This window comes from Exiguobacterium sp. EF_C8 (genome assembly GCF_054956715.1).
This window is the reverse complement of record NZ_CM143264.1, coordinates 975,508-991,151: the sequence shown is the minus strand read 5'-3', so window position 1 is coordinate 991,151 and position 15,644 is coordinate 975,508. Positions and strand designations below refer to the sequence as shown.

The window sequence follows — 15,644 nt, the reverse complement described above, 5'->3', positions numbered from 1 at the left end:
CATGATACACAAAAGACCGAGACCCCTTTAAAGGATGTCTCGGTCTTTTAATGATTGATACGGATATTCCGCTTCTTCTTTCGCACGATGGTAGACGCGGTATAACCAATAGGTCAGTAATGCATAGACGACAATGACAAGAACAGCAGAAATGTAGCTCCCCATGCTATATGCTACCTTGAAGTTTCGAGTCGTAGCGGATATACCGGACAACACGATTAACGTTGGAATGATATATCCAATAAATCTTACTTTGACTTTACCCAGTATTCGTTGCACGGCATACGCGGCGCTGATCGCGAGTACGATCACGATGATTTCCATTTCTACCCCTACTTCCGCTAAATGTTATACCTAATTATACCATTTAACTTTTTAGGAAGATACTGTCCGTGCTGGAATCGTCTCGTACACCGACGTAAACGTTTCTTCCGTCCATCCCATATGCCAAAACAGCAACTCATAATAACAGCTCGTCACGAAATGCCGTTTCATCCGCTCTCGTTCAGTCGGGCTTGCTTGTTCCGCCAACGCATCAAGCCGTGCAATCTGTTCAAAGACGACCTTTTCGAACCATTCCGAACTATATGTGTCGATCCATTGCTGATAGATTTTTTCATCCGGTGTACACGTCAACAATTGTTGCCCAACTTCATAATACAACCAGTAACATGGCAAGATGGCAGCAATCGTCTCACCAAGCGTCCCTTCACTCGCATGATGCATGTGTGAGACGTAAGCATATGCCGTTGGTGCCGGTTCAAATGCTTCAAGGTCTGCTTCCGTGATACCGAGCGGCTCGAAAAATGATTGATGCAAGCTCAGTTCTGCCCCATATGTCGAAGTCGCGTGCTCGGCAAGTGTCGCGATCGTCGCAAAGTCATCTGCTTTTGACGCTGCCTTCGCTTGAATCTTCGCAAAGTGTTTTAAGTAATACGCATCCTGCATGACATAATGTCGAAATTTCGAGAGCGGTAACGTTCCCTCGCCGATTCCTTGAACGAATGGGTGCGTAAAACTACTGTCCCAATACGCTTGTGCTGCTTGTTTGATTTCTTGTGTGAATGTCATGATCTCATCCTCCTCGTTTTTATGAAACGAAAAAACACCACCCCGAAACACACGGGCATGGCGCAAGAAGAACAAGACTTGACGCCACTTCCCTCCGTAAGTACGAACTTAATCAGGTTCAAAGGGTCCGAACGTCTTCGTTCGTCTCAGTCGGTCAACCGACTCCCCTAGTGGTCATTATTCGATTCAAATCCACTATAGCATGCTGAAAATGGAAGTCAAGTTGTCCTCTTTTCGCTATACTATGGAGTGTCAGAAGGCGGATATCGTCTCCATCTACAGACCGATTCCGAACTTCTTTCGTTCTCGTACACTAATTTTAGTACCTGATACTATAATTCATTCTGTTACTTACAATTGGAGGATTTCATTATGCATACACCAACAAAAATCATGGCGTCAGCCGTTATCGCTTCTGCTTTATTACTTCCGACAGCCGCATCCGCCGAGCAGGTCGTCGATAAGACAATCGTCACTCTCGGTGAGTCACTCGGCGCAAAAGATAAGGCTTGGGTGCTTTCACGTCTCAATGCACCGGAAGGTATCACACCGATCATCGCAACCTCTGCAGACGAAGAAAAATACCTCGGGAAAAACATCCCCCAGTCACAAAAGGGCGGCAACATGTATTCATCCGCTAAGATCGAATTGACGGAAAAAGGTGACGGACTTTCCGTTGCGACGGAAAACATCACGTGGGTGACGAAGGATATGTATTTGAACGCTCTCGTCACGGCAGGTGTCAAAGATGCCGACATCACGATCACTTCTCCTTATAAAGTGACTGGAACATCGGCACTGACAGGAATCATGAAAGCCTATGATCAAACTTCGGCTGAGACCGGAATCAAGCTGAGTGACGAACGGAAAGATTTAGCACAGCAAGAATTATCGGTCACATCAGACGTCGGGAAGACAGTCGGGACAGATAGAGTCGCTGATTTGATGAATGAGATCAAGGCCGAAATCGCGAATCAAAAACCAGAAACAAAAGTCGAGATCGAAAACCTGATCGTCCAAGTCATTCAAAACAACAACATCCAACTGTCTGATGCACAGATGGATCGGTTGACGAATCTATTCAATCAAATGGAGCAAGCGAACATCAACTGGGGGCAAATCGAGAGTGGACTGAAAAATGCTGGTCAAGACATCCATGCGTTTGCAACGTCCGAGGAGACAAAAGGATTCTTCGCTAAATTATTTGATGGTCTGAGTGACTTCTTCAGCTCGATTGCTGGTGTGTTCAAATAATTCAGACTTCCGCAATTAACAAGATAATGGTAAACTGGTTGTATCTGAAACGAAAGGTGGTGTGAAATGATGGACTTTGCTGCGTGCAAACATTGGTTAATGGAACAATTGTATCTGTTGCGCGCGATTTTTCATGGAATGGCGTTCTAAGGCACCCGTCTGCCCTTTTTTAGAACTTCATGATTGAAAAATACAGCAAAGCGCATCTTTCACACACTAGGGAGAGTGCTATTTGCGCTCTCCCTTTTTTAATGCGCGCGAAAGGATCAACTTATTATGATGATTTGCGACATTCAACATCTGACAAAACAATTCGGAGGCGAAACGATTTTAACGGACGTTTCCCTCTTCTTAAACGAACACGATCGTGTCGGTCTGATTGGACGAAACGGGAGTGGTAAAACGACATTACTCCGCTTACTTGCTCGCCTTGACCAACCGGACGGTGGAGTCATCTATCAAAAGAACGGTTTGACGATTGGCTACTTGGAACAACTTCCCACTTATGCCGAGACAATGACCGGACTCGACGTCCTTTGGACGGCGTTTGAAGAGATCCTCGCAATCCGTTCTCGGATGCAACAGTTGGAGCTTTTGATGGCGACAGCGCCAGATGATCTGGATGCACTACTCGTTCGATATGCGGAAGCGACAAATGCATTCGAACAAAAAGATGGCTATCTACTCGACTCGAAGATCGAGCGCATGGTGAACGGATTACATTTACGTCCGTTACTCACTCGCCCTTTCCATCAGTTGAGCGGCGGTGAGCAAACGAAGATTTGCCTCGGTCGCATGTTGCTGATGGAACCACACCTCCTAATCCTTGATGAGCCGACGAACCATCTTGATTTAGCTGCCGTTGAATGGTTAGAACAATTCTTACGGGACTACACTGGAACTATCCTGCTCGTCTCTCACGACCGGGTCTTCTTAGACGCCGTCGTCACCTCGATCGTCGAGCTTGAAGATGGTGAACTGACCTCCTACCTAGGGAACTACAGTGCGTTCGTCGTCGAACGAGAACGTCGCTTGATGGAACAGTTCCACGCCTATCAGGAACAACAGAAAAAAATCAAGAAGATGAAGGAAGCGATTCGTCGACTACGGCAGTGGGCAAACGAAGCATCTCCACCGAGTGAGAAATTATTCCGTAAAGCAAAATCGATGGAGCGGGCACTCGAGCGAATCGAACGGATCAAACGACCGCAACTCGAAGCCAAAACCGCTGATGTCTCTTTTTCTTCTACCGATCATACGAGTCAAGTCGTCTTTCGCGCTGAAGAGCTCTCTTTCGCTTACGATTCCCGTCGCATTTTCGATGTTGTCTCGTTCGAAATCATGGCTCAAGATCGAGTTGCAATCGTCGGAACGAATGGGAGCGGGAAATCGACGTTGCTCGCACTGTTGCTTGATGAATTGTCACCAGACGCAGGCACGCTCACGCGTGGACCATCGAACCGGATCGGTTACTTGTCCCAGCATGCCCATTTCGAGGAGGATGCTCGCTTAATCGACTGGTTTAGAGACCGCATTGCCGTTCCAGAAGCGGAAGCCCGCCATATTCTTGCCCGGTTCCTGTTTTTTGGACCGACTGTCTTTCGGTCTATTTTGTCACTAAGCGGAGGAGAACGTGTTCGATTGCAGCTTGCCGTACTCGTTCATTCGTCGATCAACGTTTTGATTCTCGATGAGCCGACGAATCATCTAGATATTGAATCAAGAGAGACGCTTGAAGAAGCACTCGAGAATTTTTCTGGTACATTGATCGCCGTCTCACACGACCGCTATTTCTTGAATCGTCTTTTTTCAAAAATCATTTGGCTTGACCATCAAATTACTTCGTATACTGGAAACTATGCTTACGCAGTGGAGAAACGACAAGCCAGTCATGACACACCACCTCAGATAAATCATGAGAAGAAATCGAAAATTTCAAAGCGTTCGAAAGCACCTGCGAAAGAACAGTCCATTGAACAGCAAATAGAAGAGCTGGAACTTCAAGTCGTACATCTTGATGCCGTTATTTCTCATGTATCCGCGGAAGAAGAATGGATGACGGTCGAGATGGAAAAAGAAGCATTGTTACGAAAAATTGAAAGTTTGTATGAACGTTTAATTTTAGAAACTTGAACTAAAATGATTAGTCCTTCTTTGACTCGGGAAAATAGGAACAGATACGTCAAAGGAGGAATTCATCTTGTCTCAAGCTATGTTGATCATCAACCCGTCTTCTGGTAAAGAACTCGGAAAAAAACACGCGACGCTCGCTGAAGAGACGCTTGCTACTCGCTTTCAAACCGTCGACGTTCGATTCACGGAAAAAGAACACGATGCAACGGAATTCGCACGTCATGCCGCCCAGTCTAATTACGACGCCGTCATCGCCATGGGTGGTGACGGAACGGTCAATGAAGTCATTACTGGAATTGCCGAGCAACCACATCGTCCAACACTTGGGATCGTACCGCTTGGGACGGTCAATGATTTATCACGCGCGTTACACATCCCGACGGACCCCGAAGAGGCGATTCAGATATTAGCTGATGCCCCTGCCCGCCCGCTTGATATCGGTAAATATGATGATCATTACTTCATGAACGTCATTGCGGTTGGTCTGATTGCGGAAGCCGTCGAAGAAGTGAGCATCGAACAGAAAACGTCACTTGGATCGGTCGCTTATTTCATTGAAGGTCTGAAAGCCTTTAAGGATCATAGTCCTTATCCAATCAAAATCAACTCTGCCGAAAAACAATTTGATGGAGAAGCCCACTTGTTAATCATCGCCTTGACGAATTCCGTTGGTGGATTCGAATCGTTTGCGGAAGAAGCAAAAGTCGACGATGGATTACTGCATGGATTCATCATTACGAAGCTCGGATTCTTTGATGCGCTTCAAGCATTACCTAAACTCATCACGGGTGGGTTATCAAAGGCGGATCAAATCGAACACTTCACGACGACACGTGTCGAGATTCGTTCGAAAGAAGAGTTACCAATCAATGCCGATGGTGATACGGCAGGTCATGTTCCTGTGACTGTCGAGGTACTCCCTCAACATCTCACTGTATATTCACCATTCTCTGCTGACTAACGTTATACGAGTAAAAAAGAAATCGACGATTTGTCGGTTTCTTTTTTACTTTAAAATCCATTACAATATATGTTAACAAAGCGTAATTTTGAAATATATTTGAAATATTTTTGTGTTATTGACGATGCTATAATCATCTCAGGCGAAAAATCATTCTTTAAAATAAATAAATATACATAAAATCTTACAATTTTGTAATGATCAGTTCTGGCGCTTCAGATTTTTAAGGAGGAAATACACTTAATGAAACGTTTGCTTACAACAATGACAATGACAGCTTTGGTAGTTTCAGGTTTTGCTACAACGAGTGCTTCGAAAGTTGAGGCCGCAACGACATATAAAGTAAAAGTCATGGCAGACGGACTACGCGTCCGGACAGGTCCATCAACGGCTTATAAAATCGTCGGTAGCGTCAATACAGGACAGACATTCAATTATCTCGGTGTTTCTGGTTCATGGACAAAAATTTCATACGGCGGCGCATCACGCTACGTTTCTTCTACATATGTTAAAAAGTACAGTACGACGACTTCAACAAAAGCAACGACTGGTTTTTCGCGTCCAGCAAGCGGTCCGATCACACAAGGATACGGTGCGGCAAGCGGTGTTTATGGTTACACGTTCCACAATGGTATTGATATCGGTGCTCCGACGGGTACACCCATCTATGCTTCAGCTGCTGGAAAGGTCATCACGTCTCGTTACTACGGTGCATACGGTAATCATGTCATGATGACGCATACGGTTAACGGCATCCAGTACACGACAGTTTACGCACATATGAACAGCCGTGCTGTTTCTGTTGGACAAACGATTGCTAAAGGAACAAAAATCGGGACAGTCGGCGCGACAGGAAATGCCTTTGGTGCTCACTTGCATTTTGAAATGCACCGCGGCTCTTACGTCTACAGTGGAACGTCTGCAGCAAACAGCGTTAATCCACTCAATTACTTCAACTGAATCAGATTCGCCGGACTTCTCATCTTGAGAAGTCCGGTTTTTTGTTTCAGATGAAATCTTCTGACAGGAGTGGTACGGTATAATCATGGCTCTCATGCATATAGGAGGCGAATCATATGAAACGAACCATTCCCTTGATTCTATCGGCATCTTTCGGCGTGACTCTGCTTGCCGGTTGCCAAGATCAACCGACACCTGAAGAACGTCTTGATGCCTATATCAAACTTTGGGAGAAACAGGACTACGATAAAATGTATACGTACGCGAGTACAGCTACTAAAAAAGAATACGGTAAAAAAGAATTTATCGAGCGAACGAAACAATTGTCGAAATCACTTGATATTCAAAAGTTATCCGTCGAACGAAAGAAAGCGGAGGAAGCAACGGATGACGAAAAAGCGTCCCTTCCCGTGCGGATTTCCTTTGATACGGTTGCAGGAACCGTTGCCTACGATAAACAAGTTCCACTGACATTTGAGAAACAAGGTGAGACCGAAAACTGGTTCATCGACTGGGATACTTCTTTTGTCCTAAAGGATTTTAAAAAGGATGACAAAGTCCAGCTACAAACCGTTGAAGGCAAACGTGGTGATTTACTCGATTCGAATGAGAAACCGCTCGCAACCTCTGGAAAAGGATTTGCTGTCGGCGCGACAGCCGGACAATTAAAAGACATCGAGAAAGTTGCCGAATTGCTCGACCGCCCGACCTCTTCAGTCGAAGATTCCTTAAAGGCAAGTTGGGTCAAAGATGGACAGTTCGTTCCGCTCAAAACGATGACCGACGAAACAATGGTTGAAAAATTGCGTGACATTCCTGGAATCAGTGTCCAAGAAACGGAAGTCCGAACGTATCCACTTGGTAAAGCAACCTCTCATTTGATTGGATATATCGGTTCAGCGACAGCAGACGAGATTAAACAATCAAAAAATCAAATCCAAGCTGGCGAGCAAGTCGGGAAACGTGGACTTGAACAAGTACTCGATGAGCGCTTACGTGGTAAAGCCGGTGCGACAATCACTTTACAGAAAAAAGACGGCTCAAACGTTACTGTTGCCGAAACGAAACCGACGGATGGCGAAGATATTGCGTTGACAATTGATGCCACTCTTCAAAAAAAGACTTATGAAACGATGCAGGATGATCCCGGAACAGCATCAGCGATTGATCCGCGGACCGGCGAGACCCGTGTCTTACTCAGCTCTCCTGGCTTTGATCCTTCTGAATTCATGTCAGGAATCTCACAAGCACGACTCGATGAACTGACGCAGGACCCGGACCAGCCATTATTGAACCGATTCACAAGTGCCTTCGCACCCGGTTCGACTCAAAAACCATTGACGGCTGCTGTCGGATTAAAGAGCGAAACGCTCGACCCGGAAAAAGCCTACACAATCAATGGGCTGAAAAATAAGATCGATGGTTTTAACGTCACCCGCATTCATGAGACACCGGCCCCGGTCAATCTGCATAATGCGCTCGTCTATTCCGACAACATCTATTTCGCCCGTTCGACACTCGAACAAGTCGGAACGAAAGCATTTACGTCTGGTCTTGAAGCGCTCGGATACGGTGAAAAGCTACCGTTCACGTATCCATTACGTGCCTCACAGATCTCAAACGACGGCACGATTTCTTCTGATGGACAGCTGATGGACACGTCTTACGGACAAGGTCAGATGTTGACGAATATTCTACACTTAGCATCGATGTATGAAATTTTCCTGACTGATGGAACAATCTATCGTCCGACACTCTTACAAGAGGAAAAAACGAAGCAAGTCTTTAAGAAGGATTTACTCGACGCAGACGACGCGAAGATGATCCGCGATGATTTGTATGATGTCGTTCATAACGGTTATACGCTTCCGGCTGATATCAAAGAAGTCGATGTTGCCGGTAAGACAGGTACGGCAGAATTGAAAAAGGCAGGCGAAACCGACGGCAAAGAGAATGGCTTCTTCGTTGGATACGACAACGACAAAAAAGATCTTCTCGTTGCCATCATGATCGAGTCAGTCGAAAAAGAAGATCGTGGCAGTCCGTACGTGTCGGGACTCGTCGCCGAAGTACTCAAACAAAATCGATGATCGGAGTGATCCCTTGATGATTCGCACTAGCTGTACTTCAGACCTCCCTGCCCTGCTTACACTGACGGCTGAGACTTTCGCGCATCACAAGCGGTTGTCGCCTCACTTTCACCCAGATGTAACGACGCCATACACGCTGGAGTCTTTAAGACGGATGCTCGATTCAGAGCAACACCTCTGTCTGACGGCGCTCAACGGAGACGAAATCACCGGTTACTTGTTTGGCAAATGGACGGCGCCAGCATCCGATCGATTTATGCCCGTTCGGATCTTGAACATCACTGACGTCGGTGTCACCTTTTCCCATCGTTCATCGGGAATCGGTCGCCAGTTGATGCAGGTGGCAGAAGAACTCGCACTCGAACGAAAGGTGGATGCTGTTCGCTTAAACGTTTGGACGGTCAACGACCGGGCCGCAACGTTTTATGAAGAACTCGGATTCGAACCGCTGTATACGAACTTGCAGAAGTCACTCGTTCAAAAGTGACATCTATACGAAAAAGAGCGGATGATCGTGTGATCATCTGCTCTTTTTCATTAATGTGACGGCGTTGCTGCAAGCCGTGCTGCCATCAACTGTTGAATCGTTTCTCGATCGTTTTGATGGAGTAAGTCGACGATCTTACTGCCGACGATGACACCCGCGACTGTTCGACTCAATTGTTTGACGTGTTCTGGTGTACTGATTCCGAACCCGGCAAGCACCGGTACCGGGCTATGGGCTGCGACATTTGCTAAATGTTCTTCAAGTGTCTTATCAAACGTCGTCTGTCCGCCAGTCGTCCCGTTAACCGTAACGGCATAAAGGAATCCTTCGCTTTTATCGGCAATCTTTTGAATCCGTTCCATTGGACTCGTCAAGGAGACGAGTTGAACGAGCGCGATATCCGACTTGTCCTCTCGTTCGAAGAACTGTTCACTCTGTTCAAGTGGTAAATCAGGAATGATCAATCCGTCAACCCCGACTTCTCGACATGTCGCTAAAAACGCTGTTAATCCATAACGGAAAATCGGGTTTAAGTACGTCATCAAGACGATTGGAACATCGACGGTCTGACGGGCAACGCGAACCGCCTCAAGAACATCCTTCAGTCCGACGTTCGCTTCTAGCGCCCGGAGTCCCGCTTCTTGAATGACTGGACCGTCAGCAACGGGATCCGAAAACGGAACGCCGACTTCAATCGCTGTCGCTCCGGATTCAGCGAGAAACGCTAAGATTTCCGGAAGGCGATCAATCCCTCCATCTCCCCCCATGACGTACGGGATGAAGGCTTTTTCGCCCTTACTTGTAACGTAACGAATCGCTGTTTCTAATCGCATCATGCTTCCCCCTTTAGTGCGTTTCTGACAGTAACGACATCTTTGTCGCCACGTCCTGATAAGCAGATAACGAGAATCTCTTCCTTGTCCATCTCTGCAGCGAGTTGTGTCGCATAGGCAATCGCGTGTGCTGATTCAAGTGCCGGGATGATTCCTTCCTTGCGGCTCAACAGCTGTAGTGCTTCGAGTGCTTGTTCGTCGGTCACCGCTTCATACTGAACACGACCGATATCTTTGAGCAAACTATGCTCGGGTCCGACGCCCGGATAGTCAAGTCCTGCTGAGATCGAGTGCGCTTCTTGTACTTGACCGTGTGCATCCTGTAAGAGATACATCATCGATCCGTGCAAGACACCAACCTCTCCTTTTGTCATCGTCGCTGCGTGTTGATCCGTCTCAACACCACTTCCCGCTGCTTCAATGCCGTACAATTTTACGTCCGTATCATCGATGAACGGATGGAACATGCCGATCGCATTACTGCCGCCGCCAACACAAGCGACGATCGCTTCCGGCAGACGCCCTTCTTTTTCGATGATTTGGCGTCGTGTCTCTTTTCCGATGACCGCTTGGAAATCACGGACGAGTTGCGGGAATGGGTGTGGTCCGAGAACAGAACCCATCAAGTAGTGCGTATCGTCAACGTGTTTGACCCAGTAACGGAGTGCTTCATTGACGGCATCTTTGAGTGTTCGACTCCCTTGTGTGACCGGGATGACAGTTGCTCCAAGTAACTCCATCCGAAAGACGTTCAACTCTTGACGACGGACGTCCTCTTCTCCCATGAAGATGACACATTCGAGGTCGAGCAAGGCACAAACCGTTGCTGTGGCGACACCGTGTTGCCCTGCTCCTGTCTCAGCAACGATTTTTCGTTTCCCCATCCGTTCAGCCAGTAACGCTTGACCAATCGTATTGTTGATTTTATGGGCACCGGTATGGTTCAAGTCTTCTCGTTTCAAGTAGATCTTTGCGCCACCGATCGTTTGCGTCAAATGTTCAGCAAAATAAAGTGGTGTCTCACGTCCGACGTATTCTTTTAGCAATTCGTCCATCCGCGCTTGAAATGTTGGATCATCTTTTACTATTGCATAAGCTTCTTCGAGTTCAATCACCGCGTGCATCAATGTTTCCGGGATGTAGCGTCCTCCGTATTTACCATATTGCCCTAATGTATCCGGTTGTGCGTAACTCATGCTTCTCTCTCCTTTACGGCATCTGCGAATGCCTGCATTTTTATGGAATCTTTCTGTCCATCCGTTTCGATGCCACTTGAGACATCGACGGCGAACGGGTGATATCGTTTGATTGCTTCTCCTACATTTTCAGCTGTCAAGCCACCGGCAATGAACAGTGGACGTTCAGCTTGAATGTCTCGTGACCAGTCGAATGTCTCGCCACTTCCAGCAACTGGTGCGTCAACGAGCACATACTCCGTCTGTTGCTCTACTTCCGTGATGTCCGTCACGGGAATCGCTTGAATGACGGGAACCGGCAGCTTGCCATCCGGGATGATCCCGTGAATTTGAACGAGATCCAGTTCGACCTGTTCGACCGCATCAATCACCTGTTGATAGGTCGGGGAGACGAAGACCCCGACGACCTGGACCGTACTCGGAATGTCGCGTCTAAGACGCGCTGCTTCTTCTAGCGTGACTTGTCGTTTACTTTTAGCAAAGACGAAGCCGATGTAGTCCGCTAAGCGAACTGCCGCTTCGACATGTTCGCTTTCCCGGAGACCACAGAACTTAATCCGTGTCATACGCGAACGCCACTCACTTCTCGGATGAAGATTTGTGGATCGTCTGCTCGCATCAATGTCTCACCGACGAGGATCCCGTCTGCACCGGCAGCATGTAATCGCTGTGCTTCCTCGACCGTCTTGATGCCACTCTCACTAATGTAACGAACGTCCGGTTGTTGCTGTTCTAGTAATCCGATCGATGTTTGTAAATCGACTTCGAACTTCTTCAAGTTCCGGTTATTGATGCCGATGATTTGTGCACCGATCGCCTCTGCCCGGTGTAATTCCTCTTCGTCATGGACTTCGACTAAGACCTCAAGTCCTTCTGCGTAAGCATACGTATACAAGTCAGCAAGCGTCTCCTGCTCGAGGGCCGCAACGATCAAGAGAATCAACTGTGCGCCATGTGATTTTGCCCGGTCAATCTGAATCCGGTCAATCATGAAATCCTTACAGAGGACAGGAATGTTGACTGCTGCAGCGACTGCCGCTAAATCGGTCATCGATCCTTTAAAATATGTCTCATCCGTCAAGACAGAGATGACAGTCGCCCCACTCGCTTCATATTGTTTTGCCTGAGCGACGACGTCGACATCGAGTGCGATTGCACCTTTTGATGGAGATGCTCGTTTGATTTCCGCGATGACGGATAAATCTGTTCCCGATAGTCGTTGCTTGATCGACGGCTTCAATGCTTCATGACTGATCCGTTCGACGCCAGTTAATTTTAATTGCAGGACTTCCGTCCGTTTTGTTTCGATGATGCGATCTAAGATATTCATCCGATTGCTTCCTCCCGTGTCATTTGTCGTAATTGGTTCAATCGTTCCATCGCTCGTCCTGAGTCGATGCTATCTGTTGCTAAGGCGATTCCTTCTTCGATCGTCTTCACCCGATTTGCTGCAAAGAGAGCGATCCCAGCGTTCAGTAGAACGGTGTCGCGATAAGCACCATTCTCTCCACTCAGGACTTGCAGTAAAATCGCCGCATTCTCTTGTGCACTTCCACCGCGGATCGCTTCAAGCGGTGCGGTCTTTAGTCCGACTTCTTCCGGATGAAGACTGAAGCGGATCAGTTCGCCTTCGTCGAGTAAGACGAGTTGGTTCGTTCCGGCAAGGGACGCTTCATCCATTCCGTTCGCACCGTGCAAGACGATCGCCCGCTTCCGACCGAGTCGATGTAAAGTCAACGCCATCGTCTCGAGCATATCCTCCCTGTAAATTCCTAATAGTTGTGTCTTGAGCGGGACCGGATTCGTCAACGGACCAATCAAGTTAAAGATCGTCGGAATCCGTAAATCACGTCGGACCTTCATGATTTGCTTGACGCGCGGATGCATCCGTTGTGCAAACAAGAAGGCGATTCCGTTCGTCTCGAGTTGCTCTACTAAGTGTTCCGGTGTTGCATCGAGTGACACTCCGAGTGCTTCAAGTACATCAGCGCTCCCCGTCTTACTTGAGACACTCCGGTTCCCGTGCTTCGCGACTTTCATGCCGGCACCGGCTAGAACGAAAGCGGCTGTCGTACTGATGTTGAACGATTGCGAGCCGTCGCCTCCTGTACCGCAATTATCCATGAAATCACCGGTGACTGGAATGTCGAGCGCGACTTCGCGCATGATCGAAGCGAGACCGGCTAATTCTTCTGCAGTCTCCCCTTTTGCTTTCAATGCGACGAGAAAAGCGGCAATTTCGCTATCAGTAACATCTTCGGCAAACAGTTCGCGTGCTGCCTGTTGCATCTCTTCATATCGTAAATGTTTGGCTTCTGCTAATTTCAATAATGTCTCTTTCATCGTTCGTCACTCCTTCGTCAATTCAATGAATCGTTTAATCATCTGCTGCCCTTGAGGCGTTCCGACGGATTCCGGATGAAACTGGATGCCGAATGTCGGATGTGTCTTGTGCTCGAGCGCCATGATCGTCCGGTCCTCCGTTTCTGCCGTGATGACGAGTTCCGTCGGTAAGTCGTTTCGAGCGACGATCAGCGAATGATAGCGCATGACCTCTAACATTTCTGTCATTTCGTCGAAGAGTTGTCCCGATTGTCGAATCATTGATGTCTTCCCGTGCATGATGACCGGCGCTTCAACGATGCGTCCTCCGAATGCTTCGCCGATTGCCTGATGTCCGAGGCAGACACCGAGAATCGGTACTTGCCCCGATAATTGACTAATCAGATCGATGCAGATGCCAGCGTCAGCCGGGCGACCGGGACCGGGTGAGAGGATGATACCGTCCGGTTTCATCTCGCGGAGCTCTTCGATGCTAACCGCATCGTTTCGAATGACGTGGACGGCCGTATAAACCGATGCGTATTGATATAGGTTATAGGTAAAGGAATCATAGTTATCAATCAGGACGATCATTTCCAAACCTCCAGTAGTGATTTCGCTTTGTGTAACGTCTCCTGGTACTCAAGGCGTGGAATCGAGTCGTAGACGATACCAGCCCCTGCTTGAACAGAAGCGACACCATCCTTGATGACCATCGTCCGGATAGCGAGAGCAAAATCCATATTCCCCCGAATGTCGAAATAGCCAACAGCTCCAGCGTATACTTCTCGTTTGACCTGTTCGTACTGGTCAATCAACTGCATCGCTCGAATTTTCGGAGCTCCTGTGACCGTCCCAGCCGGTAGACAAGAGACAAGTGCGTCTGCTCCAGTCTTCCCGTCTGCTAACGTCCCTTCAACGACGGAGACGAGGTGCATGACGTTCTTGAATCGTTCGATTTGCATGAAGCGTGTCACTTCGACGGTACCAATCTGACAAATCCGTCCTAAGTCGTTGCGTCCAAGATCGACGAGCATCCGGTGCTCGGCCCGTTCCTTTTCATCGTGAAGCAACTCTTCTGCTAGCCGTTCATCTTCCTCTGTCGTCTTCCCCCGGCGACGTGTGCCGGCAATCGGATTCGTCGTCACTCGATTCCCTTTGACTTGGACCAAACTTTCCGGGGAGGCCCCAAGTACGATTGCTTCGCCTAAGTCGATATAAAAGAGATAGGGACTCGGATTATCCTTACGGAGTTTTCGGTAAAATTGGAACGGGTCACCCGTAAACGTCGCATCGAGTCGTTGCGAAAGAACCAGTTGGAAGACGTCGCCTTGCCGAATATGTCTCTTCGCTTGTTCGACGAGTCCTTCAAACGTCTCTTGATCCATCAACGGTTCATAAACGACATCCCGGAGTGGACGCTCGATGTCTGTTCGCTCTCGCGATTGTTCGAGTTGCGCTTTCCGATCTACTAGACGTTGACGTAATTCATCACGATCGGTGATGCCACCAAGTGACGTTTGAATTAAATGAACACGATGTTCGAGATGATCAAACAGGATGATTTGGTCGTAGACGGCGAGTAGCGCGTCCGGTAATTGGCGCGTTCGTTTCGGAATCGTTCCGAGTGTCTCATACGCCCGCATCATATCGTATCCGACATATCCGATCCCGCCTGCTAAAAACGGAAGATCTTCTTTGACGCCATTCCGGAGGATCATTTGTTGCATCAGCCGTACTGGATCACCTGTTTCTTGTGTCAATCGCCCTGTCTTCAACTGTTCCCGTGTCACGGTTCGTCCTTCTGCGCGGATCATTTCCACCGGATCGACACCGATGATTGAATACCGTCCATGATCCGTATGCGCTGAACTTTCAAGCAAGCATTTCTGTGTTCCACTCAGTTGTTGGAAAATCATGACCGGCGTCATCTCGTCGCCGTTTAGTTCAAGTTGTTCAATGATAAGTGTGTCTGTCTGAACCATCCCTGTTCGCCTCCTGGAATAAAAAAAAGTCCCCCACACAGCGTATGCTGCATGGAGGACGATTATCTCGCGGTGCCACCTCTCGATTGGAACGGTTCGACCGTTCCCACTCTGTCTGATGCGTCTAAATAAGAGACATCATAGCCTACGATAACGGGGGCATCCGTCGTGACCTACTTCTTCGTTCAGCCACGCTCTCATGAGACCATTCACGAAACCTCGCCGTACGGAAGTCGCACCATTCTTCCGCTCTCTGAAACGCCGATGTTGCCTCGCTACTTAACTCACTCTACGATTTATTCGATTCAATTGTATACGAAAAGGGTCTTCTCGCCCATTCATGTAGAACATG

Annotated in this window: 15 protein-coding genes, 1 riboswitch and 2 other annotated features (1 of these 18 running past the window's edge); of the genes, 6 read left to right on the top strand and 9 right to left on the bottom strand. The window is 48.0% G+C overall.

From position 1 onward, the window contains the following. Window positions 1–27: 27 nt before the first annotated feature. Both ACY2IG_RS05120 and tenA read right to left on the bottom strand, forming a co-directional pair. The gene (locus ACY2IG_RS05120) at window positions 28–324 is read right to left on the bottom strand and encodes a hypothetical protein (protein WP_462618433.1); all 297 of its coding nucleotides are present in this window, start codon (window positions 322–324) and stop codon (window positions 28–30) included. A gap of 51 nt (window positions 325–375) precedes the next feature. Then, entirely contained in the window at window positions 376–1,071 is a 696-nt protein-coding gene (tenA, locus tag ACY2IG_RS05115; RefSeq protein ID WP_462618432.1) for a thiaminase II, read from the bottom strand. 72 nt (window positions 1,072–1,143) lie between these two features. Further along, window positions 1,144–1,250, bottom strand: a riboswitch (TPP riboswitch). Window positions 1,251–1,443: 193 nt separating this feature from the next. Here tenA and ACY2IG_RS05110 point away from each other — a divergent pair. The 6 genes from ACY2IG_RS05110 (at window position 1,444) to ACY2IG_RS05085 (ending at window position 8,956) form a co-directional block, all read left to right on the top strand. Then, window positions 1,444–2,325 carry a DUF1002 domain-containing protein gene (locus ACY2IG_RS05110; protein ID WP_052019067.1) on the top strand — a complete coding sequence of 294 codons (882 nt, stop codon included), beginning with the start codon at window positions 1,444–1,446 and terminating at the stop codon, window positions 2,323–2,325. Window positions 2,326–2,601: 276 nt separating this feature from the next. Beyond that, on the top strand, window positions 2,602–4,458 hold the full coding sequence (gene abc-f, locus ACY2IG_RS05105; protein WP_462618431.1) for a ribosomal protection-like ABC-F family protein: 1,857 nt from the start codon (window positions 2,602–2,604) through the stop codon (window positions 4,456–4,458). A gap of 67 nt (window positions 4,459–4,525) precedes the next feature. Beyond that, window positions 4,526–5,419, top strand: coding sequence for a diacylglycerol/lipid kinase family protein (locus ACY2IG_RS05100; protein WP_308101193.1), 894 nt, complete (start codon window positions 4,526–4,528; stop codon window positions 5,417–5,419). Between the two features lie 270 nt (window positions 5,420–5,689). Beyond that, a complete protein-coding gene (locus ACY2IG_RS05095; RefSeq protein WP_374120228.1) occupies window positions 5,690–6,379 on the top strand; it encodes a peptidoglycan DD-metalloendopeptidase family protein in 690 nt (229 codons plus the stop codon). A 116-nt stretch (window positions 6,380–6,495) separates the two neighbouring features. Next, window positions 6,496–8,469 (top strand): penicillin-binding transpeptidase domain-containing protein, encoded by a 1,974-nt coding sequence (locus ACY2IG_RS05090; protein ID WP_462618430.1) that lies wholly within the window; start codon window positions 6,496–6,498, stop codon window positions 8,467–8,469. A 16-nt stretch (window positions 8,470–8,485) separates the two neighbouring features. Beyond that, window positions 8,486–8,956, top strand: coding sequence for a GNAT family N-acetyltransferase (locus tag ACY2IG_RS05085; RefSeq protein WP_462618429.1), 471 nt, complete (start codon window positions 8,486–8,488; stop codon window positions 8,954–8,956). 50 nt (window positions 8,957–9,006) lie between these two features. On the opposite strand, the gene trpA is transcribed toward ACY2IG_RS05085, so the two are convergent. From trpA to trpE, 7 genes are read right to left on the bottom strand one after another with little or no spacing between them, the layout of a single operon-like run. Beyond that, window positions 9,007–9,789 (bottom strand): tryptophan synthase subunit alpha, encoded by a 783-nt coding sequence (gene trpA / locus ACY2IG_RS05080; protein ID WP_462618428.1) that lies wholly within the window; start codon window positions 9,787–9,789, stop codon window positions 9,007–9,009. Then, entirely contained in the window at window positions 9,789–10,985 is a 1,197-nt protein-coding gene (gene trpB, locus ACY2IG_RS05075; RefSeq protein ID WP_462618427.1) for a tryptophan synthase subunit beta, read from the bottom strand. Before trpB ends, trpA begins: the two co-directional genes overlap by 1 nt. Continuing rightward, entirely contained in the window at window positions 10,982–11,551 is a 570-nt protein-coding gene (locus ACY2IG_RS05070; protein WP_462618426.1) for a phosphoribosylanthranilate isomerase, read from the bottom strand. The genes trpB and ACY2IG_RS05070 overlap by 4 nt, the downstream gene beginning before the upstream one ends. Continuing rightward, entirely contained in the window at window positions 11,548–12,315 is a 768-nt protein-coding gene (gene trpC / locus ACY2IG_RS05065; RefSeq protein ID WP_462618425.1) for an indole-3-glycerol phosphate synthase TrpC, read from the bottom strand. Before trpC ends, ACY2IG_RS05070 begins: the two co-directional genes overlap by 4 nt. Then, on the bottom strand, window positions 12,312–13,328 hold the full coding sequence (trpD, locus tag ACY2IG_RS05060) for an anthranilate phosphoribosyltransferase (protein ID WP_329470355.1): 1,017 nt from the start codon (window positions 13,326–13,328) through the stop codon (window positions 12,312–12,314). The genes trpC and trpD overlap by 4 nt, the downstream gene beginning before the upstream one ends. 6 nt (window positions 13,329–13,334) lie before the next feature. Beyond that, complete coding sequence (locus ACY2IG_RS05055; protein ID WP_329470354.1) at window positions 13,335–13,901, bottom strand: anthranilate synthase component II; 567 nt, start codon at window positions 13,899–13,901, stop codon at window positions 13,335–13,337. Further along, window positions 13,898–15,292, bottom strand: a complete 1,395-nt coding sequence (trpE, locus tag ACY2IG_RS05050; RefSeq protein WP_462618424.1) for an anthranilate synthase component I — start codon at window positions 15,290–15,292, stop codon at window positions 13,898–13,900. The genes ACY2IG_RS05055 and trpE overlap by 4 nt, the downstream gene beginning before the upstream one ends. Window positions 15,293–15,343: 51 nt before the next feature. Then, window positions 15,344–15,593, bottom strand: a binding site (T-box leader). Window positions 15,594–15,641: 48 nt separating this feature from the next. Continuing rightward, window positions 15,642–15,644 (bottom strand) — a binding site (T-box leader) (it continues 249 nt past the right edge of the window).